General features: G+C 66.0%; 25 protein-coding genes. 14 read left to right on the top strand and 11 right to left on the bottom strand.

Going from position 1 to position 23,388, the window contains the following annotated elements; genetic code table 11:
* Positions 1–141 precede the first annotated feature (141 nt).
* Together dprA and tldD are read right to left on the bottom strand one after the other, a co-directional pair.
* The gene (gene dprA, locus JI664_RS14525) at positions 142–1,347 is read right to left on the bottom strand and encodes a DNA-processing protein DprA (RefSeq protein ID WP_207014472.1); all 1,206 of its coding nucleotides are present in this window, start codon (positions 1,345–1,347) and stop codon (positions 142–144) included.
* Between the two features lie 175 nt (positions 1,348–1,522).
* Positions 1,523–2,965, bottom strand: coding sequence for a metalloprotease TldD (gene tldD, locus JI664_RS14520; RefSeq protein ID WP_207014471.1), 1,443 nt, complete (start codon positions 2,963–2,965; stop codon positions 1,523–1,525).
* A 281-nt stretch (positions 2,966–3,246) separates the two neighbouring features.
* On the opposite strand from tldD, the gene coxB reads away from it, so the two are divergent.
* From coxB to JI664_RS14465, 11 genes are all read left to right on the top strand, one after another.
* Complete coding sequence (coxB, locus tag JI664_RS14515; protein WP_207014547.1) at positions 3,247–4,095, top strand: cytochrome c oxidase subunit II; 849 nt, start codon at positions 3,247–3,249, stop codon at positions 4,093–4,095.
* A 69-nt stretch (positions 4,096–4,164) separates the two neighbouring features.
* Positions 4,165–5,136: a heme o synthase gene (gene cyoE / locus JI664_RS14510; RefSeq protein WP_207014470.1), complete on the top strand. Its 972-nt coding sequence runs from the start codon at positions 4,165–4,167 to the stop codon at positions 5,134–5,136.
* Complete coding sequence (locus tag JI664_RS14505) at positions 5,127–5,330, top strand: hypothetical protein (protein ID WP_207014469.1); 204 nt, start codon at positions 5,127–5,129, stop codon at positions 5,328–5,330. Before cyoE ends, JI664_RS14505 begins: the two co-directional genes overlap by 10 nt.
* Positions 5,327–5,908 (top strand): cytochrome c oxidase assembly protein, encoded by a 582-nt coding sequence (locus tag JI664_RS14500; RefSeq protein WP_207014468.1) that lies wholly within the window; start codon positions 5,327–5,329, stop codon positions 5,906–5,908. Before JI664_RS14505 ends, JI664_RS14500 begins: the two co-directional genes overlap by 4 nt.
* Positions 5,909–5,996: 88 nt before the next feature.
* Positions 5,997–6,806 carry a cytochrome c oxidase subunit 3 gene (locus tag JI664_RS14495; protein ID WP_207014467.1) on the top strand — a complete coding sequence of 270 codons (810 nt, stop codon included), beginning with the start codon at positions 5,997–5,999 and terminating at the stop codon, positions 6,804–6,806.
* A gap of 71 nt (positions 6,807–6,877) precedes the next feature.
* Entirely contained in the window at positions 6,878–7,558 is a 681-nt protein-coding gene (locus JI664_RS14490; RefSeq protein ID WP_207014466.1) for an SURF1 family protein, read from the top strand.
* A 10-nt stretch (positions 7,559–7,568) separates the two neighbouring features.
* Positions 7,569–8,957, top strand: coding sequence for a threonine synthase (gene thrC / locus JI664_RS14485; RefSeq protein WP_207014465.1), 1,389 nt, complete (start codon positions 7,569–7,571; stop codon positions 8,955–8,957).
* Positions 8,957–10,216, top strand: a complete 1,260-nt coding sequence (locus JI664_RS14480; RefSeq protein WP_207014464.1) for a M16 family metallopeptidase — start codon at positions 8,957–8,959, stop codon at positions 10,214–10,216. Before thrC ends, JI664_RS14480 begins: the two co-directional genes overlap by 1 nt.
* A gap of 11 nt (positions 10,217–10,227) precedes the next feature.
* Positions 10,228–10,812 (top strand): GNAT family N-acetyltransferase, encoded by a 585-nt coding sequence (locus tag JI664_RS14475; protein ID WP_207014546.1) that lies wholly within the window; start codon positions 10,228–10,230, stop codon positions 10,810–10,812.
* The gene (locus tag JI664_RS14470) at positions 10,802–11,326 is read left to right on the top strand and encodes a DUF1697 domain-containing protein (protein ID WP_207014463.1); all 525 of its coding nucleotides are present in this window, start codon (positions 10,802–10,804) and stop codon (positions 11,324–11,326) included. The genes JI664_RS14475 and JI664_RS14470 overlap by 11 nt, the downstream gene beginning before the upstream one ends.
* A 2-nt stretch (positions 11,327–11,328) precedes the next feature.
* Positions 11,329–12,741 carry an FAD-binding oxidoreductase gene (locus tag JI664_RS14465; RefSeq protein ID WP_207014462.1) on the top strand — a complete coding sequence of 471 codons (1,413 nt, stop codon included), beginning with the start codon at positions 11,329–11,331 and terminating at the stop codon, positions 12,739–12,741.
* Between the two features lie 211 nt (positions 12,742–12,952).
* Here the strand turns inward: JI664_RS14465 and JI664_RS14460 are convergent, their stop codons facing one another.
* On the bottom strand, positions 12,953–13,561 hold the full coding sequence (locus tag JI664_RS14460) for a flavin reductase family protein (protein WP_207014461.1): 609 nt from the start codon (positions 13,559–13,561) through the stop codon (positions 12,953–12,955).
* A 152-nt stretch (positions 13,562–13,713) separates the two neighbouring features.
* Here JI664_RS14460 and JI664_RS14455 point away from each other — a divergent pair, with 152 nt between their 5' ends.
* Positions 13,714–14,205 (top strand): GNAT family N-acetyltransferase, encoded by a 492-nt coding sequence (locus JI664_RS14455; RefSeq protein ID WP_207014460.1) that lies wholly within the window; start codon positions 13,714–13,716, stop codon positions 14,203–14,205.
* A 35-nt stretch (positions 14,206–14,240) separates the two neighbouring features.
* Here JI664_RS14455 and ptsP read toward each other — a convergent pair whose 3' ends face one another.
* From ptsP to JI664_RS14435, 4 genes are all read right to left on the bottom strand, one after another.
* Entirely contained in the window at positions 14,241–16,490 is a 2,250-nt protein-coding gene (gene ptsP / locus JI664_RS14450) for a phosphoenolpyruvate--protein phosphotransferase (protein WP_207014459.1), read from the bottom strand.
* A 159-nt stretch (positions 16,491–16,649) separates the two neighbouring features.
* Positions 16,650–17,912, bottom strand: coding sequence for an aspartate kinase (locus JI664_RS14445; RefSeq protein ID WP_207014458.1), 1,263 nt, complete (start codon positions 17,910–17,912; stop codon positions 16,650–16,652).
* A gap of 141 nt (positions 17,913–18,053) precedes the next feature.
* Positions 18,054–18,512, bottom strand: coding sequence for a hypothetical protein (locus JI664_RS14440; protein ID WP_207014457.1), 459 nt, complete (start codon positions 18,510–18,512; stop codon positions 18,054–18,056).
* Between the two features lie 169 nt (positions 18,513–18,681).
* Positions 18,682–19,125 (bottom strand): DUF1178 family protein, encoded by a 444-nt coding sequence (locus tag JI664_RS14435; RefSeq protein WP_207014456.1) that lies wholly within the window; start codon positions 19,123–19,125, stop codon positions 18,682–18,684.
* Positions 19,126–19,298: 173 nt separating this feature from the next.
* On the opposite strand from JI664_RS14435, the gene JI664_RS14430 reads away from it, so the two are divergent.
* A complete protein-coding gene (locus tag JI664_RS14430; protein WP_207014455.1) occupies positions 19,299–20,258 on the top strand; it encodes an acetyl-CoA carboxylase carboxyltransferase subunit alpha in 960 nt (319 codons plus the stop codon).
* Entirely contained in the window at positions 20,255–20,740 is a 486-nt protein-coding gene (locus JI664_RS14425; RefSeq protein ID WP_207014454.1) for a GNAT family N-acetyltransferase, read from the top strand. Before JI664_RS14430 ends, JI664_RS14425 begins: the two co-directional genes overlap by 4 nt.
* Positions 20,741–20,759: 19 nt before the next feature.
* Here JI664_RS14425 and JI664_RS14420 read toward each other — a convergent pair whose 3' ends face one another.
* The 4 genes from JI664_RS14420 to JI664_RS14405 are packed head-to-tail and all read right to left on the bottom strand — an operon-like array spanning position 20,760 to position 23,383.
* Complete coding sequence (locus JI664_RS14420; RefSeq protein ID WP_207014453.1) at positions 20,760–21,362, bottom strand: pyridoxamine 5'-phosphate oxidase family protein; 603 nt, start codon at positions 21,360–21,362, stop codon at positions 20,760–20,762.
* A 53-nt stretch (positions 21,363–21,415) separates the two neighbouring features.
* The gene (locus JI664_RS14415; protein ID WP_207014452.1) at positions 21,416–21,748 is read right to left on the bottom strand and encodes a TfoX/Sxy family protein; all 333 of its coding nucleotides are present in this window, start codon (positions 21,746–21,748) and stop codon (positions 21,416–21,418) included.
* 1 nt (position 21,749) lies between these two features.
* On the bottom strand, positions 21,750–22,487 hold the full coding sequence (locus JI664_RS14410; RefSeq protein WP_207014451.1) for a lysophospholipid acyltransferase family protein: 738 nt from the start codon (positions 22,485–22,487) through the stop codon (positions 21,750–21,752).
* The gene (locus JI664_RS14405) at positions 22,487–23,383 is read right to left on the bottom strand and encodes a cell division protein FtsX (RefSeq protein ID WP_207014545.1); all 897 of its coding nucleotides are present in this window, start codon (positions 23,381–23,383) and stop codon (positions 22,487–22,489) included. Before JI664_RS14405 ends, JI664_RS14410 begins: the two co-directional genes overlap by 1 nt.
* Between the last annotated feature and the right edge of the window lie 5 nt (positions 23,384–23,388).

Genomic DNA, 23,388 nt, shown 5'->3' with positions numbered 1-23,388 from the left:
GGGATAATGTCCAGTCGCCTCCGACGCCTCATTCCCCGCACCATTCGTCTGTCTGGCCGCCCCGCTCCCCGCGCCCCGTCGGGCTGCGGGCAGCATCGGGGATAGGGTCGGCGTCCCAACCCCCATTGCGTTTCGCCAATCTCACATCCGTGCCAGCAATCCCCCCGGCTGACGCTGGACCCGTCCATCCAGTTCCAGAAACAGCAGCGCGGGAGCGATCACCGGATGTGGCAGATCCAGATCGCGCAGCAATTGATCTTCGGCCACCGGAGCGGCGCCCAGCCGGTCCAGGATCATTTTGTGCAGGGTCAACATGTCTGGCGCGGCAGGCGGTGCCTTGCCCTCTGCTCCGGCGGCTCCGGCGCGCCCTTTCGCGCCTTTGGCGGGGCGCGAATTGCGCGGGTCTGTCTGTGTGCCCGTCTGCGCGCCGCTCTTCGCATCCGCTGCGGGTGCGCCCTCGCTCAGCGCCTCGACAATATCTTCGACCCCGCGCACCAGCCGTGCGCCTTCCCGCAAGAGCGCGTTGCACCCGGCCGCGCGGGCATCCATCGGATGGCCCGGCACCGCCATCACCTCGCGCCCCTGATCGAGCGCATCGCGCGCGGTGATCAGGCTGCCTGACCCCTCCGCCGCCTCGACCACGACGACGCCAAGTGACAGGCCCGAGATCAGACGATTGCGGCGCGGGAAATGGCGCGCCTGCGGCTGCAGCCCGATCGGCTGCTCGGATACCAGCAGGCCCTGATCGGCGATCGCCGCGGCCAGCATTGTGTTCTCAGCGGGATAGATAACGTCGACGCCCCCGGCCATGACCGCGATCGTCCCTGTTTTCAGCGCTCCGCCATGCGCGACCGTGTCGATCCCGCGCGCCAGTCCCGAGACCACGCAATAGCCATGATAGCCCAGCCCTTCGGCCAGCCTGCGCGTCATCCGCGCGCCCAGCGACGACGCGTTGCGCGCCCCGACCAGCGCGACGCAGGGCTTTCCCAGCGTCTGCGGGCGCCCGCGCAGCCACAGAACCGGCGGCGGATCGGGGATCGCGGCCAACGAAACGGGGTAATCCTCCATGCCCAGCGTCACCATCCGCGCGCCGGCCCGCATGCCTGCGTCGATTTCGCGCCGGGCCAGATCGGCGGGGCAGGGCGCGTAATCCTCAACCCCTGCCGCGCGGGCGATCGCGGGCAGGGCATCGAGTGCCGCATGGATGCTCTTGTGTTCGGTCATCAGACGGATGAACGTGCTGGGTCCGACCCTGCGAGAGCGAATGAGGCGAAGCCACGCCAGACGGTCTTCTTCCGTGGTGGGTGGGGTGAAGGGTGTGGGAGAAGAAAGTGTGTTCCCGTCCATCGCAACCTCGCCTCATTCGATTCGAAGACTGCGCGATAACGGTTAACAGGGGGTGAAGAAGGGCGCCGATTATCGCGGCGCCCCTCATCTTTAATCCGAAAATATCCTCGGGGGTGTCCAGAGGGGGCAGACAGCCCCCTCTGGCGGGGGGGTGCGGGGGGCTGGCCCCCCGCTGTCACGCCACCCCGCCGACCGTCAGCCCGCCGATCTTCAGCGAAGGCTGGCCCACGCCCACCGGCACCCATTGTCCGGCCTTGCCGCAATTGCCGATGCCCGGGTCCAGCGCCATGTCGTTGCCGATCCCGTGCACGTTGTTCAGCGCTGTGGGGCCGTCGCCGATCAGCGTCGCGCCTTTCACCGGCTCGCCGATCTTGCCGTCGCGCACCCGGTAGGCCTCGGTGCACGAGAACACGAACTTGCCCGAGGTGATGTCGACCTGCCCGCCGCCAAAGCCCACGGCCCAGATCCCGTCCTTCATATCGGCCACCAGCGACGCCGGATCGGCATCGCCGCCCAGCATGTAGGTATTGGTCATGCGCGGCATCGGCGTATGGGCATAGCTTTCGCGCCGTCCGTTGCCGGTCACATCGACCCCCATCAGGCGCGCGTTCTGGCGGTCCTGCATATAGCCCACCAGCACCCCGTCCTCGATCAGCACGTTCTTGCCCGAGGGCGTGCCCTCGTCATCCACGGTAAGCGAGCCGCGCCGGTCCGGGATCGTGCCGTCATCGAGCACCGTCACCCCTTTGGCCGCAACCTGTTTGCCCATCAGCCCGGCAAAGGCCGAGGTTTTCTTGCGGTTGAAATCGCCTTCCAGCCCGTGGCCCACCGCCTCGTGCAGCAGGATCCCGGGCCAGCCCGGTCCCAGCACCACGTCGAGCGCGCCTGCCGGCGCCGGGACGGCGTCGAGATTGACCAGCGCCACGCGCAGCGCCTCGCGCGCGACGGGCTGCCAATGCGCAGGCTCCATCAGTCCCGACAGGTTGATGCGCCCGCCACCGCCGTAATGGCCCGATTCGCGGCGGCCGTCGCGTTCGACGATCACCGCGATCGAGATCCGCGCCATCGGGCGGATATCGCTCACCAGCCCGCCCTCGGGCCGCAGGATCGCCACTTCCTGGATCGAGGCGGCGAGCGAAGCGGTCACCTGCACCACCCGCGGATCGAGCCCGCGCAGGAAGTCGTCGATCGCGCGCAGGGTCTCGATCTTGGCGGCGAAGCTGGCATCCGTGATCGGGTCGAAATCGCCATACAGGCGGGTATTGGTGCCCTTGGGCGGCGGGGCCATCGTGCCGCCGCCCGCGCCGACCGCCAGCCGCGCGGTGGCGGCGGCGCGTTTCAGGGCGGATTCGGTCATTTCCGAGGAATGCGCATAGCCTGCGACATCGCCGCGCACCGCGCGCAGGCCAAAGCCCTCGGCGGCGTCATAGGCGGCGTTGCGGATGCGCCCGTCATCGAGCACGAGTGATTCGGAGCGGCGGCGTTCAAGGAACAGCTCGCCGTCATCCGCGCCCTGCGTTGCCTCGCGCAGGGTGGCGAGGGCAGCGTCCCGGTCCAGCGCGGTCTCGAAGGGCTGAAAGCGGTCGGCCTCGGGGAGGGGATGGGCAGCGACAGACATGATGCTCCTTTCAACGTGAGCGTTGCGCGACCGTTGCGGCGGTGCAGCATGTCTTTGACTTAAGTCAAATGGCGGCACCATGACGCATCGGTTTGGCTTGTTATGGGGATGCTAATATGATTTTAGGAGAGAGGGAAACCGCCTCCCGTCTGTTCGCGGCCGGTCCGTCCATGACTGATGGCGCATCGCGCGGGGGCGGCGGAGATAGACGGTCGGAAGGCCGCGCAAAACGGGAACACAAGATGCATCTTTTCAAGGACCTCACCCGCTTCGCCGCCGGAATGGGTGGTCGCATTGGGGCTGCCGCTTTGTCGATGGCCGCCGCCGGCCAGGCGATGGCGCAGGATCTGCCCTTCCTGGGCGAACCCCACGACGCGGGGATCGACCTGCAACACGCGCACAGCCCTGTCGCGGCGAGCAGCCACTGGATCGACAGCATGCTGATGTACATCATCGGCGCGATCACGGTTTTCGTCTGCGTCCTGCTGCTGTGGGTCATCGTGCGCTACAATCAGCGTTCGAACCCGGTGCCGTCGCGCTTCACGCACAATTCGCCGCTGGAAATCGCGTGGACGATCCTGCCGATCTTCATCCTGATCTTCATCGGTTCGTTCACCGTTCCCGCGCTGTTCCGCGACCAGACGATGCCCGAGGCCGACGTGACCATCAAGGTGACCGGCTATCAGTGGTACTGGGGCTATGAATATGTCGATCACGGCGTCGACTTCTCGGCCTATCCGCTGGCCCGCGACGAACTGGCCGAATACGGTTACGAAGATCGTCACTACCTGCTCGCGACCGATGCGCAGGTCGTCGTGCCGGTCGGGCAGAACGTCGTCATGCAGGTCACCGGCGGTGACGTGATCCATTCGTGGACCATCCCGGCCTTTGGCGTGAAGCAGGACGCGGTTCCCGGCCGTCTGGCGCAGCTGTGGTTCAACGTTGACGAACCCGGCATCTATTTTGGCCAGTGCTCGGAACTGTGCGGTCAGGGCCACGCCTTCATGCCGATCACCGTCCGCGCCGTGTCGCCGGAAGACTATGTCGCCTGGCTGCAAGAGCAGGGCGCCGAGAACCTCGCCGCCGCGCCGGGCTACACCGAAGCCGCCGTCGAGCTGGCGTCGAACTGATCCAAGAGTAACCGGCGTCGCGCGCGGGACTAACCCCGCGACGCGGCGCCGGACCATTCCGAGGACTGAATGACCGACATTCGTGCAGACATCGCAGGCCAGACCGGACCGGGGGACGCCAGTTTCGGCGACTACGTCCAGCTTCTGAAGCCGCGCGTCATGTCGCTGGTGGTTTTCACCGCGCTGGTGGGGCTGATCGTCGCCCCCGTCCATCTGCATCCGGTCGAGGCTCTGGCCGCGATCATCTTCATCGCGCTGGGGGCCGGGGCCTCGGGCGCGCTGAACATGTGGTGGGATGCCGATATCGACCGCGTCATGCGCCGCACCGCCAAGCGCCCGGTTCCCTCGGGGGCCGTCGAACCCGGCGAAGCGCTGGGTCTCGGCGCGTCGCTGTCGGTTCTGTCGGTCGTCATGCTGTGGCTGGCCACGAATGCGCTGGCCGCCGGGCTTCTGGCCTTCACGATCTTCTTCTACGCCGTCATCTACACGATGTGGCTCAAGCGCTCGACGCCGCAGAACATCGTCATCGGCGGCGCGGCAGGGGCTTTCCCGCCGATGGTGGGCTGGGTCGCCGCGACCGGTTCGATCAGCATCGAGGCGGTGCTGATGTTCCTGCTGATCTTCATGTGGACGCCGCCGCATTTCTGGGCGCTGGCGCTGTTCATGAACTCGGACTACGAAAAGGCCAAGGTGCCGATGCTGACCGTGACCCACGGTCGCCGCTCGACCCGCAACCATATCCTTGTCTACACGCTGCTGCTCGCGCCGGTCGCGCTGATCGCGGCCTTCACTTCGATTGGCGGGCCGATCTATTTCGCTGTATCGCTGGTCTTGAACCTGCTCTTCGTGATCGGCGCCTTCCGCCTGTGGATGCGCCGAGAAGAACGGGCCGAGGCGGATAAATACGCTGCCGAGAAGCGTTTCTTCGCGTTGTCGCTGGCCTATCTGTTCCTGCATTTCGCCGCCTTCGCGGTCGAAGCGACGCCGTGGGCCCATGCATTGTCGACCTATGTCGGCTGGGAGACTGCCTCATGGCTCTGACCCGCGAACACGAACTGCACAAGCGCCGCCAGGGCCGCAATATCGGCGTTCTCGTCGTGCTGCTGGCCTTCGTCGCGCTCGTCTTCGGGTTGACCATCGCGAAGATGACCACGGGCGATCAGCTGCAGGGGTTTGACCACACCTACCGCATCGAGATGGATCCCGGTGCGCGGACCGGGGGGGCAGACGAATGAAACGCTGGTGGCGCAATCTCGAACAATCCCAGCGCACGCTTGCGTCGCTCATCGGGGTGGTCATCGTGATGGGCGCGCTCGCTTGGGCGGCGGTCCCGGCCTATAACCTGTTCTGCCGGGTCACGGGCTTTGGCGGCACCACCCAGCGGGCCGAGACCGAATCCGACACGATTCTCGATCAGACCGTCGAAGTGCGCTTCGACGCCTCGGTCGAGCGGGGCTTTCCTTGGGAATTCCGCCCTGTCGAGCGGGTGATGGAACTGCGGATCGGTGAGACCGGCCTTGCCTTCTACGAGGCCTATAACCCCACCGATCACCCGATCGCGGGCACGGCCAGCTACAATGTCACGCCCTATGCGGCGGGTGGCTATTTCATCAAGATCGCCTGTTTCTGCTTCGACATGCAGGTGCTGCAGCCAGGCGAAACCGCCCAGATGCCGGTGACCTTCTACGTCGATCCCGAGATCGTCGACGATCCGGATGTGCAGGCGCAGGGCCTCAACACGATCACCTTGAGCTATACCTTCCACCCGGCGGAGCTGCCCGAATCGGCGGCGGCGCAGGTGGAAACGAACTGACTTCACGCGTCCGGGCCCGACGGGCCGGGGCGCCAAAAAACAGACACCGCGCAAGCGGCACGAAACGGGAAAATCTGAGGGAACGGAAATGGCCCACGCAAAGAACCACGATTACCACGTCCTCCCGCCGTCGATCTGGCCCTTCGTCGGTGCCGTTTCGGCCTTCGTCATGCTGACGGGTGCCATCCTGTGGATGCACGATATGGGCCCCTGGGTGTTCGCCATCGGCCTGATCGGCGTGCTCTACGTCATGTATGCCTGGTGGTCGGATGTCGTCACCGAAAGCCATTCGGGCGACCATACCCCGGTCGTCGTGATCGGCCTGCGCTATGGCTTCATCCTGTTCATCATGTCCGAAGTCATGTTCTTCGCGGCGTGGTTCTGGAGCTTCTTCAAGCACGCCATGTACCCGATGGGTCCGGAAAGCCCGGCCATCGACGGCGTCTGGCCGCCCGCGGGCGTCGAGCTGTTCGATCCGTGGCATCTGCCGCTGATCAACACGCTGATCCTGCTGCTGTCGGGCTGCGCCGCGACCTGGGCCCACCACGCGCTTGTGCACGAAGATAACCGCAAGGACGTCTCGACCGGGCTGATCCTGGCGGTCGTTCTGGGCGCGATCTTCACCGTGCTGCAGGCCTATGAGTACAGCCATGCGGGCTTCGGCTTTGCCGGCAACATCTATGGCGCTAACTTCTTCATGGCGACCGGCTTCCACGGCGCGCACGTGATCATCGGCACGATCTTCCTCTTCGTGTGCTACCTGCGCGTCCGCGCCGGTCACTTCACGAAGGAACGCCATGTCGGTTTCGAAGCCGCCGCGTGGTACTGGCACTTCGTCGATGTCGTGTGGCTCTTCCTCTTCGCTGCTGTCTATATCTGGGGCAGCTCGGGCGTCTGAGCCTCACACTTGATGCATTGGGTTCGGGGGGCTACGTGCCCCCCGTTCTTCTTTTTGAACGGGATGATGACGTGAACGGACGATTGATCGGCGCGGGGATCTTCGGCATTGCCGGTGTGGCGATTCTGCTGTGGCTGGGCTTCTGGCAGCTGAACCGGCTGGAATGGAAGCTGGACCTGATCGAACGGATCGAGACCCGCATTCATAACGATCCGGTGCTCGTTCCCGCCGATGCCACGCCTGACGACGACCGTTACCTGCCGGTGATCGTGCAGGGCCGCTATACCGGCGAATATGCCAATGTCCTGTCCAGCCAGCGCGAGGCGGGGCCGGGCGTGCGCATCATCGCCGTGCTTGAAACCGAAACCGGGCGCCGCCTGCTGGTCGATCGGGGCTTCGTGCGAGAATCGCAGCGCGACGCTTATGTTGCGCAGGCCGACGGCGTGACTGTGATCGGCAATCTGGACTGGCCGGGCGACCGCGACAGCTTCACGCCGGACCCGGACGAAGGCCGCAACCTGTATTTCGCCCGCGACCCGCTGCCGATTGCCGAGGCGCTCGATGCCGAACCCCTGCTGATCGTCGCGCGCGAGGACAGCGCCGCCGCGCCGCCGCTGATGACCGACCCGATCAGCGGCGCCGCCCTGAAGAACGACCATCTGGAATACGCGTTGACGTGGTTCATGCTGGCGACCGTCTGGGCGGTGATGACAATCGCCCTGCTGTGGCGTATCAGGCGGACAAGTGTCTGAGGAAAGACTTATGCAGTATATCTCGACTCGGGGCTCGGCACCGGCCCTGACCTTCGAACAGGCGATGCTCACCGGGCTTGCGCGTGATGGCGGCCTTTATGTCCCCGAAACCGTGCCCACGATGAGCGAGAGCGATATCGCCGCGCTGGCCGGTCTGCCCTATGAAGAGATCGCCTACCGCGTGATGCGCCCCTTCATCGGCGAGACCTTCACCGACGACGAATTCAAGGCGCTGATCGCCAAGGCCTATGCCGGTTTCGGCCACGATGCGCGCGCGCCGCTCAAGCAGCTTGGCCCGAACCATTTTCTGCTCGAGCTGTTCCACGGCCCGACGCTGGCGTTCAAGGACTTCGCCATGCAGCTGATCGGTCAGCTGTTTCAGGCCTCGCTCACCCGGTCGGGTGACCGGGTGACCATTGTCGGCGCGACCTCGGGCGATACCGGGTCCGCCGCGATCGAGGCCTTCAAGGGCCTGAGCAATGTCGATGTGTTCATCCTGTTCCCGCATGGCCGCGTGTCCGAGGTCCAGCGCCGTCAGATGACGACGCCGGCCGAGTCGAACGTGCATGCGCTGGCGGTCGATGGCGATTTCGACACCTGCCAAGGCCTGCTCAAGGACATGTTCAACGATTTCGACTTCCGCGACCGGGTTCGGCTGGCGGGGGTCAACTCGATCAACTGGGCGCGCGTTCTGGCGCAGGTGGTTTACTATTTCAGCGCCGCGACCAGCCTTGGCGCGCCGCACCGGCCCGTCGATTTCACCGTGCCCACCGGCAATTTCGGCGATATCTTCGCGGGTTACATTGCCAAGACGATGGGCCTGCCGATTGGCAAGCTGGTGATCGCGACGAACCAGAACGACATTCTGCACCGCTGCCTGACCACCGGCGTTTACCAGACCGAAAGCGTTTTGCCCTCCATCTCTCCGAGTATGGACATTCAGGTCAGCTCGAATTTCGAACGCGTTCTGTTCGACGCTTACGGGCGCGACGGGCGCGCGTTGGCGCAGCTCATGGACGAGCTGAAAAGCACGGGCAAATTCACCGTGAGCCAAGGCGCGCTGCAATCGCTGCAGGACACGTTCGAATCCGGCCGTGTCAGCGAAGAGGGGACCTCGGCTTCGATCAAGCGCACGCTGGCGCATTCGGCCGAACTGCTCTGCCCGCATTCGGCGGTCGGCGTCGCCGTGGCCGAAGCGCATCAGGGGACGAACCCGATGGTGACGCTGGCCACCGCGCATCCCGCCAAGTTCCCCGCCGCGGTCGAAGAGGCGACGGGCATTCACCCGGCGCTGCCGCCGCGCATGGGCGATCTGTTCGACCGGACCGAGCGCGTGACGCGGATGCCCGGCGATCTGAAGGCGCTCGAAGCGCTCATTCTCGAACGGACGGGGGCCTGATGCACCGCATCACAACGCTTCCCAACGGCTTCCGCATCGTCACGGAACCCATGCCCGGCCTCGCCTCGGCAGCGGTCGGCATCTGGGTCATGGCCGGTGCACGCCACGAACGCGCCGAGCAGAACGGCATCGCGCATTTCCTCGAACACATGGCGTTCAAGGGCACGGCCACGCGCTCGTCCCTGCAGATCGCCGAAGAGATCGAGGATGTCGGCGGCTATATCAACGCCTATACCTCGCGCGAGATGACCGCCTATTACGCCCGTGTGCTCGAGGCCGATGTGCCGCTGGCGCTGGACGTGGTGTCGGATATCGTGCTGAACGGCGCCTTCGACCCGCGCGAGATCGAAACCGAGCGGCATGTCATCTTGCAGGAAATCGGTCAGGCGGCGGACACGCCCGATGACGTGATCTTTGACTGGCTGCAGGAAGCGACCTATCCCGACCAGCCCATCGGCCGCCCGATTCTGGGCCCCGCCGAACGCATCGCCCATTACGATGCCAGCGATCTGCGCAGCTTCGTCAAAGGCCATTACGGGCCGGGGCAGATGATTCTGGCCGCCGCCGGGGCCGTGCATCACGACACGCTGGTGAAACTGGCCGAGGACCTGTTCGGCCATCTGCCCGCCTTCGATGCCGGCGTGGCCGATCCCGCCAGCTTTCACTGCAATGAACGGCGCGAGATCAAGACGCTGGAACAGGCGCATTTCGCGCTGGCGATCGAAGGCCCGGCCTTTCGCGATCCCGACCTGTTCACGGCGCAGATCTTCGCGGGCGCGATGGGCGGCGGCATGTCCTCGCGCCTGTTCCAGAAACTGCGGGAAGAACGTGGCCTGTGCTACACCACCTTCGCGCAGGCGGGGTCGCATGACGATACCGGCTCGATCACCGTCTATGCGGGGACCGGCGGCGAGGATATTCGCGATCTGGCCAACCTGACGATCGACGAATTCCGCCGTGCTACGCAGGACATGAAGGAATCCGAGATCGCCCGCGCCCGCACGCAGATGAAGGCGGGGCTGCTGATGGGGCTGGAAAGCCCGTCCAGCCGTGCCGAGCGTCTGGCCCGCCTGCTGGCGATCTGGGGCCGGGTGCCCGACCTGTCGGAAACGGTCGAGCGGATCGACGCCGTCGATCTGCCCGCGATCAAGACCTATGCCGAGAAACTCGCCAGCGAGGCGCGCATGTCGATGGCGCTGTACGGTCCCGTCGCCACCGCGCCCACGCTGCAGGAGCTGCGCGAAAGGCTCGTTGCCTGATGGCCGGGTTCCTGCTGGCATCGAGACGACGATTCCGGTTGGACACTGAACGCATGGTCCTGCGTCTGCCCGAGCATTCGGACTTCCGGATGTGGACGGCGCTGCGCGCGTCCTCTGCCGCGTTTCTGGTCCCGTGGGAGCCAACATGGTCCGAGGATCATCTGCACCGCCGCTCGTTCACCGGGCGCGTGCAATGGGCGGCGCGTGTGCGCCAGCAGGGCACCGGCCTGCCGCTGTTTCTTGTCCGGCGCGACGACGACCAGCTTCTGGGCGCGATCACACTCGACAATATCCGCCGCGGTCCCGCGCAGGTCGGCACGGTCGGCTACTGGATCGGGGAAACCTTCGCGCGGCATGGCTATATGCGCGAGGCGCTGAACGCGGTGGTCCATCACGCTTTTACCGAACTGGATATCAGCCGGATCGAGGCCGCCTGCCTGCCCGAAAACGCTGCCTCGCGCGCCGTGCTGGAGAAATGCGGCTTCAAGTACGAAGGGGTCGCGCAGAGCTATCTGCAGATCAACGGACGCTGGCGCAACCACGTGCTCTATGCCAACCTTCGGGGCGACCGAAGGGGACGAACGGATGTCGGATGACCGCCGGATCCTGCTGCTGAGAGGCGTGAATGTCGGCGCGAACCGCAAACTGCCGATGGCCGATCTGCGGGCGCTTCTGGCCGGGTTGGGGCTTGAACAGGTGAGCACGCATATCCAGAGCGGCAATGCGGTGTTTCGCGACCCCGCCTGCCGCCCCGATCTTGGCCCCGGCATCGCGCAGGCCATCGCCGCCGATTTCCCCGTCGCGCCCGAAGCGCTGATCTTCGATCCGCCCGCTTTCGCCGCGATCCTTGCGGCCAATCCCTTTGACGAGGACACGGCGCAGATCGGCTTCCTTGCCCGTCCCGCTGCAATCGATGCGGCCCGGCTCAACAGGCTGACCCAGGGGGATGAGGCCTGGCACGCGAGCGAGGCGGCGCTCTATCTGCACCTGCCGCATGGCGTCGGGCGCTCGAAACTCGCCGCCGGCGCCGAGAAAGCCATGGGCGCGCCACTGACGATGCGCAATCCCCGCGTCTGCCGGGCGATCCTGACACTGGCCGAGGAACTCTGACCATGCTCTCCCCCTGCGATGGTACCTTTCTGGACGCACTCGACGGGCAACTGCCCAAAGGCACGCTGCGCCCGGCCGAGGACCGCTACCTGACCGAACCGCGCGGGCGCTACCGGGGTCAGGCGGGCGCGGTGGCCTGCCCGGCATCGGTGGACGAGGTCTCGACGATTCTGCGCGCCGCGAATGCGGCAAAGGTCGGCGTTATCCCCTATGGTGGCGGCACAGGGCTGGTCGGCGGGCAGGTGATGACCGGGGGCGCCGCGCCGCTGCTGCTGTCGCTCGAGCGGATGAACGCCATTCGCCTCGTCGAGCCCGAGGGCGGGGTGATGGTGGCCGAAGCGGGCTGCATCCTCGCCGATGTGCAGGGCGCGGCAGAGGCCGCGCAGCGGCTCTTTCCGCTGTCACTGGGGTCCGAGGGCACGGCGCGGATCGGCGGGCTTCTGGGCACCAATGCAGGCGGCACCGGCGTGCTCCGCTGGGGCAATATGCGCGACCTCTGTCTGGGGATCGAGGCGGTGTTGGCCGACGGGCGAGTGATGCACGGGCTCAAACGGCTGCGCAAGAACAACATGGGCTACGATCTGCGCCATTTGCTGATCGGCTCCGAGGGCACGCTGGGCGTGATCACCGCCGCCTCGCTGCGGCTCTTTCAGCGTCCCGCACGCACGGGGGCGGCGATGATTGTCGTGCCGTCGCCGCAGGCGGCGCTGAGCCTGCTGGCGCTGGCGCAAGAGCGGCTGGGCGAGGGGGTGTCGGGTTTCGAGCTGATCGGCGGGCAAGGGCCGCGCTTCCTGTCCGAGGTGATGCCCGAGATCCGCCAGCCCTTTGCCGAGATCCCCGACTGGATGGTGCTGGTGGATCTTGGGCTGGTGGCCTCGCTCGACCCGGCAGCAGAACTCGAATCGCTGTTCGAAGCCGCGGCCGAGGCGGAGCTTGCGCTCGACGGTGTGATCGCCAGCTCGGAAGCTCAGCGGGCCCAGTTCTGGCGCCTGCGCGAAGCGATCCCCGAGGCCAATCGCAAGATCGGCGCGGTGGCCAGCCACGATGTCTCGCTGCCGCTGGCGGCGCTGCCCGATTTCATCGCTCAAGCAGGGCCGGCCATAGGTGCGCTGGGGGATATGCGGATCAATTGCTTCGGCCATGTCGGGGACGGCAACCTGCATTACAACGTGTTCCCGGCCCCGGGCAAAACGCGTGACGCCTACGAGCCGCTGCGCGCGCAGGTAATCGAGACGGTGCACGATCTGGTGCATGCCTTCGGCGGATCCGTGAGCGCCGAGCATGGGGTCGGGCGGCTGAAAACCGGTGATCTGCGGCGCTATGTCGATCCGGTGGCGGTCGCATCGATGCGCGCGATCAAAAGCGCGCTCGATCCGGTCGGCATCCTCAATCCCGGCGCGGTTCTGGGCGGATAGGCGCGCGCGCATCGCTCCCGCCCACCCACCCCGCTTGCGCGCGCGGGCCATGGTCCCGGCCGTAAACAGCGATGATGAGCGGGCATGAGTGTATGAAGCAGAATGAAGCGCCTTCACTTTGTCTCAAATACTCACGGGGGAGGTCCAAGAGGGGGAGCGTGCTTCCCCTCTTGGGCAGGGGAGCGCGAGGGGGCAGCCGCCCTCTCGCCCCTCACTTGTCCGAGGGCCGGGCCAGCTGGAATGCATCGTCCACATAGGCGTAATCGCGGTAGCCCAGCCGCCCCACCGGGGTGAAGGTCTCGTACGCGAAGCGTCCGTCGATCAGGCAGTCGTCGTGCAGTCGGATTCCGGTTACTTCGCCGATCACCATGGTGTTGTCCTTGCCGCCCAGCTCGATGATCTGTGTCATGCGGCATTCCAGCGTGGCCGGGGCATCCTTGACGTAAGAGCAGGGGATCGTGTCGCATTCTGCCCGCTCGAGCGCGGCGAGCGAGAATTCGTCGACGTCGCGGTCCCACGCCCCCGAACTTGTATTCATCGCCATCAGAAGCGCCTTCGAGACGACATTGACGCAAAACACGCCGGTCTCGCGGATATTCGAGACGCTGTCCTTGTTGGCCGGGCGGTCGGGCTTGGCGCCGGTCGAGGCGAACATGACTTGCGGGGGCACATAGGCGACCGCGTTGAAGAAGGAATACGGCGCGAGATTGTCGTGGCCGTCGGCGTCGCGGGTCGAGATCCAGCCGATGGGGCGGGGCGAGACGATGGCGTTGAACGGGTTATGCGGCAGGCCGTGGCCGTCGGCGGGGCGGTAGAACATGGGTTTCCTTCGCGTTCGCAGCCCGGCGCTGCGGGGATTTGATCTTGGATTTAACGCATGTTAGGGCCGAGTCCAGATGCTGTGGGCCGGGCCTGTCCTGTGCGATCCGGATGTGCTTCAGGATCTGACGCGAAAACCGGTCTGGAGCGGCCATGGATCTGGAACAGGAAGAGCCCGCCGATTGGTGGGAGGTCGAGGCGCTCTACGACCTGTGCTTCGCGCCGGGTCGCACGGCGCTGTCCTCGTACCGCCTGCGCGACGACGTGCCGCCCGTGGCGCCGCTCTGCCTGTGTTTGTGGGACGAGACCGAGGCGCTGGCGGGTGTCATCCGCTATTGGCCGGTCCGCGTGGGCGGCACGCCCGCCTTGTTGCTGGGGCCCGTCGCCATTCACCCGACACGGCAGGGAGAGGGGCTGGCGGGGCTGCTGATCCGCGAAAGCCTGCGCCGCGCGCGGCGCCATCACTGGGACCGGGTGATGCTGGTGGGGGATGCGCCCTATTACGGGCGTTTCGGCTTCACCAAGCTCGACCGCGTTGTCATGCCGCCGCCCACGAACCCCGAGCGGGTGCTGGGGCTGGACCTGAAACCCGGCGCGTGGGACGGCGTGACCGGTGACGTGACGCGCTGGACCGACGGCGCCTGAGCCATCGACAGAGCATCCCCTGAAGGCGCGGGCGTTCAGCCGATGGGCAGGCTGCGGATATAGTCGATCATCGAGCGGCGCAGCGTATCCTCGCCGTGCTCTTTGGCCCGGTCGATCAGCGCCGCGACCTCGTCGAGATCCGACCGCATGATCAGGTCCTTGACCGGGCCGATGGAGGCCGGTCGCATAGACAGGCTGCGCAGGCCCGCACCCGCCAGCGTCAGCGCCTCGACCGGGCGGCCCGCGTCTTCGCCGCAGAAGCTCAGCGCGGTGCCATTGGCCTCGCAGCGTTTGACGATCTTCTGGATGAAGGTGATGAAGCTCAGCGACAGCGTGTCATAGCGCCGGCGGACGAGTTCGTTTTCGCGGTCGGCGGCATAGAAGAACTGTTTCAGATCGTTGCCACCGATCGACACGAAATCCGCGAGCTTGAAGAAGGCGTCCGGCGCGAAGGCAAGGCTGGGGGTTTCCAGCATCGCGCCGATTTCCAGTTTCTCGGGCAGCGGGTGACCCAGATGGGCCTCGCGTTCGATCTCGCGAAGCAGGATCTCGCGCGCGGTGCGGAATTCCTCGAAATTGGCGACCAGCGGGAACATCACGCAAAGCGGGCGTCCGTTCGAGGCGCGGATCAGCGCCTGAAGCTGCATCCGCATCACGCCCTTCTTGTCGAGCCCCACGCGTACCGCGCGCCAGCCCATCGCCGGATTCGGTTCCTCGGGCCGGTTCATGTAGGGCATGACCTTGTCCGAGCCGATATCGAGCGTGCGGAAGATCACCCGCCGCCCGTCCGCAGCCTTGAGAACGCGGGCATAAAGAGCGGCCAGATCGGCGCGGCGGGGCATGGAATTGCGCAGCAGGAATTGCAGCTCGGTGCGGAACAGGCCCACGCCTTCGGCGCCCGACCCTTCGAGCGAGGGCAGATCGGCCATGATGCCCGCATTCATATGCAGCGCGACGCGGTTGCCCTTGCGGTCGCTGGCGGGTTTGTCGCGCAGTTCGGCGAAGCGGGCGGCGGCCTGCGTCTGCATGATGATCTTGTCGCGGTACGCGGCGGCGACGCTGTCATCGGGGCGCAGATGGACGACGCCCTCGTCGCCATCGACGATGATGCTGTCGCCGGTCAGCGCCTCGGTGGTGATGCCCTCGGCATGGACCACCAGCGGGATCGCCAGCGCGCGGGCGACGACGGCGGCGTGCGAGCCCACCGATCCCTCTTCCAGCACGACGCCTTTCAGGAGCTTGCCGTATTCCAAGAGCTCGCCGGGGCCGATATTGCGCGCCACCAGAATCGGGCGTTCGGGCATCTGCGCGCCGGTATCGCTGCCTTGTCCGGTCAGGATGCGCAGAAGCTTGTTCGACAGATCGTCCAGATCGTGCAGCCGGTCGCGCAGATAGGGGTCGGGCACCAGCTGCAGCCGCGCGCGGGCTTCGGATTGTTCCTTTTCGACCGCCGCTTCGGCCGACAGGCCGCTTTCGATCGACTGCTCCATCCGCCGCAGCCAGCCGCGCGAATTGGCGAACATACGGTAGGCTTCGAGAACGTCGCGATGTTCCTTGTCGCCGGTGCCGGCGGTGTTCATCAGGTCGTCGACCGACACCCGCAGCCGGTCCACTGCGGCGCGCAGGCGTTCGGCCTCGGCCGCCGGGTCGTCGTTGACGAGGTTCGTCACCACCACGCGCGGCTCGTGCAGCCAGACCTGCCCCTCGGCGGTGCCTTCCTGACCCGATCCGCCGCGCAGCATCACCGGATGCTTGTGGGCCGATGCCATCGGCGTGTCGTCGCTGGTGAAGGCGCCCAGTTCGGTCATCTCGGCCAGAACCATCGCCGTCACGTCGAGTGCATAGACCTCGTCATCGGAAAACAGCCGCGCCTCGCGCGATTGCACGACCAGAACGCCCAGCTTTTCGCCCAGACGCTGGATCGGCACGCCGAGAAAGCTGGAATAGATCTCTTCCCCGGTCTCGGGCATATAGCGGAACCCGCGCTCGGCGGGGGCGTCGGCGGTGTTCACGGCGGTGGCCGTGCGTGCGACGCGACCGACCAGACCTTCGCCCAGTCGCATCCGCGTGCGATGTACCGATTCCGCCTTAAGGCCGCGCGTGGCGCAAAGTTCAAGCGTTTCGCGGTCGCGGAACAGGTAGATCGAGCACACATCCGTGCGCATCGATTCGGCGATCATGCCGACGATCCGGTCCAGCCTTTCCTGTCCGCGGGCGGGTTCGGCCAGCGTGTCGCGCAGTCGGCGCAGCAGTCGGCGGCTTTCGCTTTCGCTCCGGTCCTGCATCTGTGCGGCTGTCCTGTTAACAAGCGGTGGGGCGACTGGACCTTAGATCAACTTAAGGCGGAATGGAAACGGCTTTGCGACGGCGCGCTGCCGGCGAGCGGCCCGGATCGCGAATGCTGTCGCCGCACTCGCCTTCCGGGGCCGCTGCCTATTCCGCAATCAGGATGCGTGATCGAGGTCGAAAGCATCGTGCAGGGTCTGCACGGCGAGTTCCATGTAGCGCCGGTCGATCAGCACGGAAATCTTGATCTCGGAGGTGGCGATGACTTTGATGTTGATGTTGTCGGCCGACAGCGCCTGGAACATCTTGGCGGCGACCCCGGCATGGCTGCGCATGCCGATGCCGACGACCGAGACCTTCGAGACGTCGGTGTCGATGATCAGCTCTTCGTAGTTGATCTTGCCGCCCGCCTTGGCTTCTTCCATCGCCTTGCGGGCGCGGCCCACCTGATCGACGGGGCACGAGAAGGTCATATCGGTGACGGCGCCGGGATGGCTGTCATCGTAGTCTTTTTCCGAGATGTTCTGCACGATCATGTCGACATTGACGCCCGCATCGGCCAACGGTCCGAAGATCGCGGCGGCGATGCCGGGGCGGTCTTCGATGGTGAAGAGGGTGATCTTGGCTTCGTCGCGCGAATGGGCGACGCCGGAGACGACTTTCGATTCCATGATTTCCTCCTCGTCGCAGACAATCGTGCCGGACGTTTCATCGGTTTCATCAAACGAGGACAGCACCCGCAGGCGCACCTTGTAGCGCATCGCCAGCTCGACCGAGCGGGTCTGAAGCACCTTCGCCCCCAGCGAGGCGAGTTCCAGCATTTCTTCGAAGCTGATGCGGTCGAGCTTGCGCGCCTTCGAGGTGATGCGGGGATCGGTGGTATAGATGCCGTCGACATCGGTGTAGATGTCGCAACGCTCGGCTTCGAATGCGGCGGCGAAAGCCACGGCGGTGGTGTCGCTGCCGCCCCGGCCCAGCGTGGTGATCCGGCCCTCGGGGCTGAGGCCCTGAAAGCCCGCGACCACGGCGACCTTGAAGCCTTCGGCGAATTTCGCGTCGATATTGTCGCGCGGGATGGATTCGAAGCGCGCCGCGCCATGCGCCGAGGTGGTGTTGATCGGCACCTGCCAGCCCTGCCAGCTGCGCGCCGAGACGCCCATTTCCTGCAGGCGCAGCGCCATCAGCCCGGCGGTCACGTTCTCGCCCGAAGAGACAACGGCGTCGTATTCGCGCGCGTCGTAGAAGGGCGAGGTTTCGTTCACCCAGCCCACCAGTTCATTGGTCTTGCCGGACATGGCCGAGACGATGACGATCACGTCATAGCCCCGCTCGACCTCGCGTTTGACCTTCTCGGCCGCATTGGCGATCCGGTCCAGATCGGCGACCGACGTGCCGCCGAATTTCATCACAAGGATCGGCATGAATACCCCCGCAAGACGCATGCCGCACACCTTGTGCAGCGCGCGCTCGTCTTACGCGCGGGTTGGGTATGGCGCAAGGGCCGCAACGACAGGAAAATCAGGCCCGGACGGGGTGTTTTCGCGCGGTCGGTGCGCGCGTGCTCAGGCGCCCGGTTGCAGCCCCAGCGGGGCGCCGACCATCGCGCCGGTATGATCGTACCACAGCGTGTATTCGATTTGCCCGGCATCGTCGAAGGCGGTGCGGGCCAGCCATTCACTGCCGTCATTCATGCGGTAGAGCGTGTCCTCAACCGGCAGCATCCGACAATCGCCGCTGATCGCGTCGCAGCGGTTGATGGCGCGGGTTTCCGTCGCGAGGGCCTCGTAGACCTGCGGGGCACCGGGTTCGGCCGGGGCCGAGATCGGCACGATCGACGCGCGGTTGAGCAGGGGCGCGGCCTGCGTTTCGCTGCCGCCCGCGCGCATCGCGGCAAAACCGGCAATCCCCAGCCCGATTACGGCGGCCAGCGGAACGACCCAGTCGATCCGGCCCGAACGGCGCGGCGTGCTGAAGGCGGATTGCGGATAGCGGACGGGCGAGAGCTTGGGCGAGACGGTCATGGCGGCACCTCGGTGACTGGCGGTTGCCCCCAGAATGGCGCTGGCATTGTGGCGAGATTGCGCCGAATTCGGATCTCTTTGTTGTCGTTTGATTAACCAATCCTTGCGGCTCGCGAGAATGGTTAACGAAATGCGTACAATGCCGATGGGGATTGTTGCCAATCCGGCATCAGTTGGTGCGTGCCTTGCCCATGAAAGGCAGGGGGGCGACCGGAATGCCCTCGTCCACCAGCGCGCGCGCGTCTTCGGGTTTCGCCTCGCCCCAGATCGGGCGTTCGGGGCTTTCGCCCAGATGCATCGCCCGGGCTTCGCGCACGAAATTGTCCCCGACATAATCCGAGGTCGTCTCGACATGCTTGCGGATCGCCGCGATCCGCTCTTCTATGGCGTTGCGCGGCCCCAGCGGGGTAGCGGCGGGCGTTTCGACCGGTTTCGCGCTGTTGCTTTCGACGCTGGAGACCGACGGCGCCATCAGCGCCTTTTCCACCTTGGGGCTGCCGCAATGGGCGCAGCTCAGATGCCCGCCCTTGGCCAGGGCATCATAGGCCGAGGCCGAGGCGAACCAGCTCTCGAACGCATGTCCCTTATCGCATTGCAGGCTGTAGCGGATCATTGCAGCATCATCCCTATAGACCTTACATAAAATAGAATTTCCGCGCGCGGGTGCAAGCGGGCAGCCGCCAGAACACGGCTTGATCGGCGCGCGGGGCCAAGGCTGCGGGACGGGATCGGTTGCAACACCGCATGAGGCGATGCATATAGAACCCGTCTCAATAGGTGCCGTCGATGAATTACCTTGAATTCGAGAAACCCCTCGCCGAGATCGAAGGCAAGGCCGCCGAATTGCGTGCCATGGCCCAGACCTCGCCCGAGATGGATGTCGAGAAGGAAGCCGAAGCGCTGGACAAGAAGGCCGAGCAGCTTCTGAATGACCTGTACAAGAATCTGTCGCCGTGGCGCAAATGTCAGGTCGCGCGGCATCAGGACCGGCCGCATTGCAAAGACTATATCGATGCGCTGTTCACCGAATACACGCCGCTTGCGGGCGACCGGAACTTTGCCGACGATCACGCCATCATGGGCGGTCTTGCGCGGCTGAACGACCGGCCCGTTGTGGTGATCGGGCAGGAAAAGGGCTCGGACACCAAGTCGCGGATCGAGCGCAATTTCGGCATGGCGCGCCCCGAGGGCTATCGCAAGGCGATCCGCCTGATGGATCTGGCCGCGCGGTTCGGCCTGCCGGTCATCACGCTTGTCGACACGCCCGGTGCCTATCCCGGCAAGGGCGCCGAGGAACGCGGTCAGGCCGAGGCCATCGCCCGCTCGACCGAGAAATGCCTGCAGGTCGGTGTCCCGGTGATTTCGGTCATTATCGGCGAGGGCGGTTCGGGCGGCGCGGTCGCGCTGGCCACGGCTGACCTCATCCTGATGCTGGAACATTCCGTCTATTCGGTCATCACGCCCGAAGGCTGCGCGTCGATCCTGTGGAAGGATTCCGAGAAGATGCGCGAAGCCGCCGAGGCGATGCGCCTGACCGCGCAGGATCTGCTGAAGCTGGGCGTGATCGACAGCATCATCTCTGAACCGCGTGGCGGGGCGCAGCGCGACCGCAGCGGCACGATTGCCTCGGTCGGCAAGGCGCTGGACGAGATGCTGGCCAAGTTCGATGGCCAGACCAGCGACGCGCTGATCAAGGCGCGGCGGCAGAAATACCTCGATATGGGCAAGAAGGGCCTCGCCGCGTGAGCTTGCAGGTCCGGCCCCCGGTCGAGACCGATGCAGAGCCGCTCTGCGACGTGATCAACGCGATCATCGCCGCGGGTGGCACAACCGCGAACGAGACCCCCTTCACCCCCGCACGGCTGTGGGACCTCAGTCTTGCGGGGCCGGACGTGCTTTGCTGTCACGTGGTGACCCGCGACGGTGAGCCGGTGGGCTTTCAGGGGCTCTACCGCAACACCGATCTGCCTCAGGGCTGGGGCGATATCGGCAGTTTCACCCGGCAGGTTCCCCGCGTGCCGGGCGCGGGGCGCGCGCTTTTTGCAGCGACGATGGCCCGGGCGCAGGCGCTGAGGCTTGAGACGATGAACGCGACAATCCGCGCCGACAACGTGCCGGGTCTGGCCTATTACACCAAGATGGGTTTTCGCGAATACGACGTGATCCGCGCGGTGCCGCTGGCGGATGGCACGCCCGTCGACCGCATCAAGCACAAGCGCGCGGTCTGACCCGCGCGCGGCGCTTTCCTCACCACATCGTTTCGGCCGCGCGCGACGGCCAGGCCGTGTCGTAAGCGGCGCCGTCGAACGCGCCGGCGGTGATCTCGGCCAGGATATCGCCCATGCTGGGCAGGCCGGCACTGTCGTCGCGCTGCCAGATGCCCGAGCGGATCAGCGCGCGAGCGCATTGCATGTAGACTTCGCCCACAGCGATCACGATCACCAGTTTCGGGCGCTTGCCCGTCTTTTCGAAACGCCCCGTCAGCGCGGCGTCGGTCGACAGACGGGCGGTGCCGTTCACGCGCACCACATTGGTCGAGCCGGGCACCATGAACGACAGCGAGACACGCCCGTCGCGCAGGATATTGCGCAGGCTGTCGATGCGGTTGTTGCCGTGCCAGTCGGGCATGACAAGCGTGCCGGGATCGGCGATCTGAACCACCGGACCGTCATCGCCGCGCGGCGTGCAATCGGTGCCTTCAGGGCCGACGCTGGCAAGAAAGCAGAAACGCGCGGCTTCGATCCAGCGCGTATAGGCCGGGGTCAGCCGGGGGGTGACCTTGGTTTGCGTCGCTTCGGCGGGCGTGCCGTAGAGCGCCTCCAGCGCGGCCATCTCGGTGATCCAGCTCATCCTGTGCTCTCCCTTTTGGCTCCATGATCGCGCCGCGTCTTCGCGGGGACGTCTCAGGTCTTTTTGCGCGGTTTCTTGGGACGGGGTGCGGGCAAGTCGTCCCATACCGCACGCGCAACCCGACACAGTTGCTCGGGCTCGTCCAGCAGTGGCGCCGCCACAAGCGCGGGCTTCGCGCCGGGATAGGGCGGGGCGGTTTCGGCGTCGGGGAAGGCGTCGCGCGCGCCGGGCGTGTCCTTCAGAAACAGCGTTTCGTCACAGATCACGCCGATGAACTTGCCATCCAGATACAGCCCCCATTCGCCGAACATGCGTTTGGCCGTGACCGCACCGGCCCCGGCCATCTGTTCGCGAATGAACTCCACGGTGTCGGCGCTGGTTGCCATCTCAGCCTTCGATCCGGGGGAAACCGGCCTCGGCCATCAGCGCGTCCGAGCGCTCTTCGACAACCTCTTCGACCCGCCCGAGGAAGTCGCGCAAGGGCATCCCCGGCTCGATCGGTGTGCCGAACTCGACCACCGCGAGGCCGGGCTTGCGGTAAACCGCGTGGCGCGGCCAGAACACGCCGACATTGCAGGAAGCGGGCACAACGGGCGCGCCGAGTTCCTGATACAGAACCGCGACGCCGACCTTGTAATCCTGCTTGACGCCCGGCGCGACGCGGGTGCCCTGGGGGAAGATGATCAGCTGACCGGGTTCCAGCTTGCCGGAATTCACCTGCTCGACCATCGCCTTGATCGCCGCGCCACGGCGTCCGCGATCCACCGGGACACAGCCGATGCGCAGCGCGTACCAGCCCAGGATCGGCGCCCAGACGAGCTGCTTTTTCATGATGAATTTGGGGCGGGGAAGGACGTTGCAGATCAGGATGATGTCGAAAAAGCTCTGATGCTTTGCGGCGATCATCACCTCGCCTTCGGGGATCGGGCCCCGGATCTCGGATTTCAGCCCGATCATCCAGGACGCCGTCCAGCGCACCCAGCTTGTCCAAGTGTGAACGGCCGCCCAGGCGCCTTTGCGGCTGACGATGGCCCAGGGCAGGAAGATCACCGCCATCGGCACCATCATCGCATAGGCCTGCCCCGTGAAGATCAGCGAGCGCAGCCACTGGAACGCGTAGCCCATCACGTTTCCCTTTTCAGAACGCGCATTGCCGCCGCGCGGGTGGCGGCCCAGCCGATCAGCGCGGCAACGGGCGGAATGATAAGCGGTGTCAGCCAGCCCGCGCCCTGAAAGCCAAGCCCGGTGAAGAACCCGGCTTCGCCCGCGACGGGCAACACCGCGAAGGCGCCGATGCCCAGCAAGGTCCCCGCCGCTGCGCCCAGAAAGGCGCGCAGCGTGAAGCGCCGGGTAAAGACGCGGGCGATGAACAGGTCGCGCGCCCCTACCAGCCGCAGCACGCGGATCACCTGCGCATTCGCGGCCAGCGAGAACCCGGCGGCCAGCGTGATCATTGCCCCCACCATCACCGCGATCAGCGCCACGGCGAACCATGCCAGCACCCTCAGCGAGGACGCGGCCTGCACCAGCGGACGGCGCCAGCGGGTATGGTCGTCAAGCACCGCGCCCGGCGCCTCGGTCGCCAGCCGCATCCGCAGGCCGACCGAATCGAAGCCGCCGGGGTCTTCGGCGATTTCGATCAGGCGGGGCAGGGCGAGCGTCTCGATCGGCAGGTCGGGGCCGAACCACGGCTCGAGCAGGCGACGCTGCTCGTCTTCGTCCATCACCCGGGTCGATTGTACGCCGGGCGTGGTGCGCAGGATTTCCAGAACCGCGCGCGTCTGGGCGTCCAGTTCGCTCGGCGGGGCCGAGATGCGCAGCGTGGCGCTTTGCGACAGCGTGTCCGACCAGCGCTGTGCAAGCTGGTTCGAGCTGAGCGACATCGCCAGCGCGAAGACGGCGAGAAACGCCATCGCCGCCGAGATCAGCGCGGTCAGCCACGCGGCCGAGCCGGTCGCGGGGACGATCCCGGCGGGGTCGCCGAAACCGGGCGTGCGACGCGCGCCGCCTAAGGCGCGCAGGGGGC

The organism is Rhodobacter sp. NTK016B, assembly GCF_017303295.1.
Lineage (GTDB): Bacteria > Pseudomonadota > Alphaproteobacteria > Rhodobacterales > Rhodobacteraceae > Pararhodobacter.
The sequence above is the reverse complement of the archived record's forward strand: the minus strand, read 5'-3'. Positions and strand labels throughout refer to the sequence as shown.

Excerpts from the sequence above, each read along its gene's own strand:
- dprA (WP_207014472.1), bottom strand. The coding sequence starts at position 1,347 with ATGGACGGGAACACACTTTCTTCTCCCACACCCTTCACCCCACCCACC.
- tldD (WP_207014471.1), bottom strand. The coding sequence starts at position 2,965 with ATGTCTGTCGCTGCCCATCCCCTCCCCGAGGCCGACCGCTTTCAGCCC.
- coxB (WP_207014547.1), top strand. The coding sequence starts at position 3,247 with ATGGGTGGTCGCATTGGGGCTGCCGCTTTGTCGATGGCCGCCGCCGGC.
- cyoE (WP_207014470.1), top strand. The coding sequence starts at position 4,165 with ATGACCGACATTCGTGCAGACATCGCAGGCCAGACCGGACCGGGGGAC.
- JI664_RS14505 (WP_207014469.1), top strand. The coding sequence starts at position 5,127 with ATGGCTCTGACCCGCGAACACGAACTGCACAAGCGCCGCCAGGGCCGC.
- JI664_RS14500 (WP_207014468.1), top strand. The coding sequence starts at position 5,327 with ATGAAACGCTGGTGGCGCAATCTCGAACAATCCCAGCGCACGCTTGCG.
- JI664_RS14495 (WP_207014467.1), top strand. The coding sequence starts at position 5,997 with ATGGCCCACGCAAAGAACCACGATTACCACGTCCTCCCGCCGTCGATC.
- thrC (WP_207014465.1), top strand. The coding sequence starts at position 7,569 with ATGCAGTATATCTCGACTCGGGGCTCGGCACCGGCCCTGACCTTCGAA.
- JI664_RS14480 (WP_207014464.1), top strand. The coding sequence starts at position 8,957 with ATGCACCGCATCACAACGCTTCCCAACGGCTTCCGCATCGTCACGGAA.
- JI664_RS14470 (WP_207014463.1), top strand. The coding sequence starts at position 10,802 with ATGTCGGATGACCGCCGGATCCTGCTGCTGAGAGGCGTGAATGTCGGC.
- JI664_RS14465 (WP_207014462.1), top strand. The coding sequence starts at position 11,329 with ATGCTCTCCCCCTGCGATGGTACCTTTCTGGACGCACTCGACGGGCAA.
- JI664_RS14460 (WP_207014461.1), bottom strand. The coding sequence starts at position 13,561 with ATGTTCTACCGCCCCGCCGACGGCCACGGCCTGCCGCATAACCCGTTC.
- JI664_RS14455 (WP_207014460.1), top strand. The coding sequence starts at position 13,714 with ATGGATCTGGAACAGGAAGAGCCCGCCGATTGGTGGGAGGTCGAGGCG.
- ptsP (WP_207014459.1), bottom strand. The coding sequence starts at position 16,490 with ATGCAGGACCGGAGCGAAAGCGAAAGCCGCCGACTGCTGCGCCGACTG.
- JI664_RS14445 (WP_207014458.1), bottom strand. The coding sequence starts at position 17,912 with ATGCCGATCCTTGTGATGAAATTCGGCGGCACGTCGGTCGCCGATCTG.
- JI664_RS14440 (WP_207014457.1), bottom strand. The coding sequence starts at position 18,512 with ATGACCGTCTCGCCCAAGCTCTCGCCCGTCCGCTATCCGCAATCCGCC.
- JI664_RS14435 (WP_207014456.1), bottom strand. The coding sequence starts at position 19,125 with ATGATCCGCTACAGCCTGCAATGCGATAAGGGACATGCGTTCGAGAGC.
- JI664_RS14430 (WP_207014455.1), top strand. The coding sequence starts at position 19,299 with ATGAATTACCTTGAATTCGAGAAACCCCTCGCCGAGATCGAAGGCAAG.
- JI664_RS14420 (WP_207014453.1), bottom strand. The coding sequence starts at position 21,362 with ATGAGCTGGATCACCGAGATGGCCGCGCTGGAGGCGCTCTACGGCACG.
- JI664_RS14415 (WP_207014452.1), bottom strand. The coding sequence starts at position 21,748 with ATGGCAACCAGCGCCGACACCGTGGAGTTCATTCGCGAACAGATGGCC.
- JI664_RS14410 (WP_207014451.1), bottom strand. The coding sequence starts at position 22,487 with ATGGGCTACGCGTTCCAGTGGCTGCGCTCGCTGATCTTCACGGGGCAG.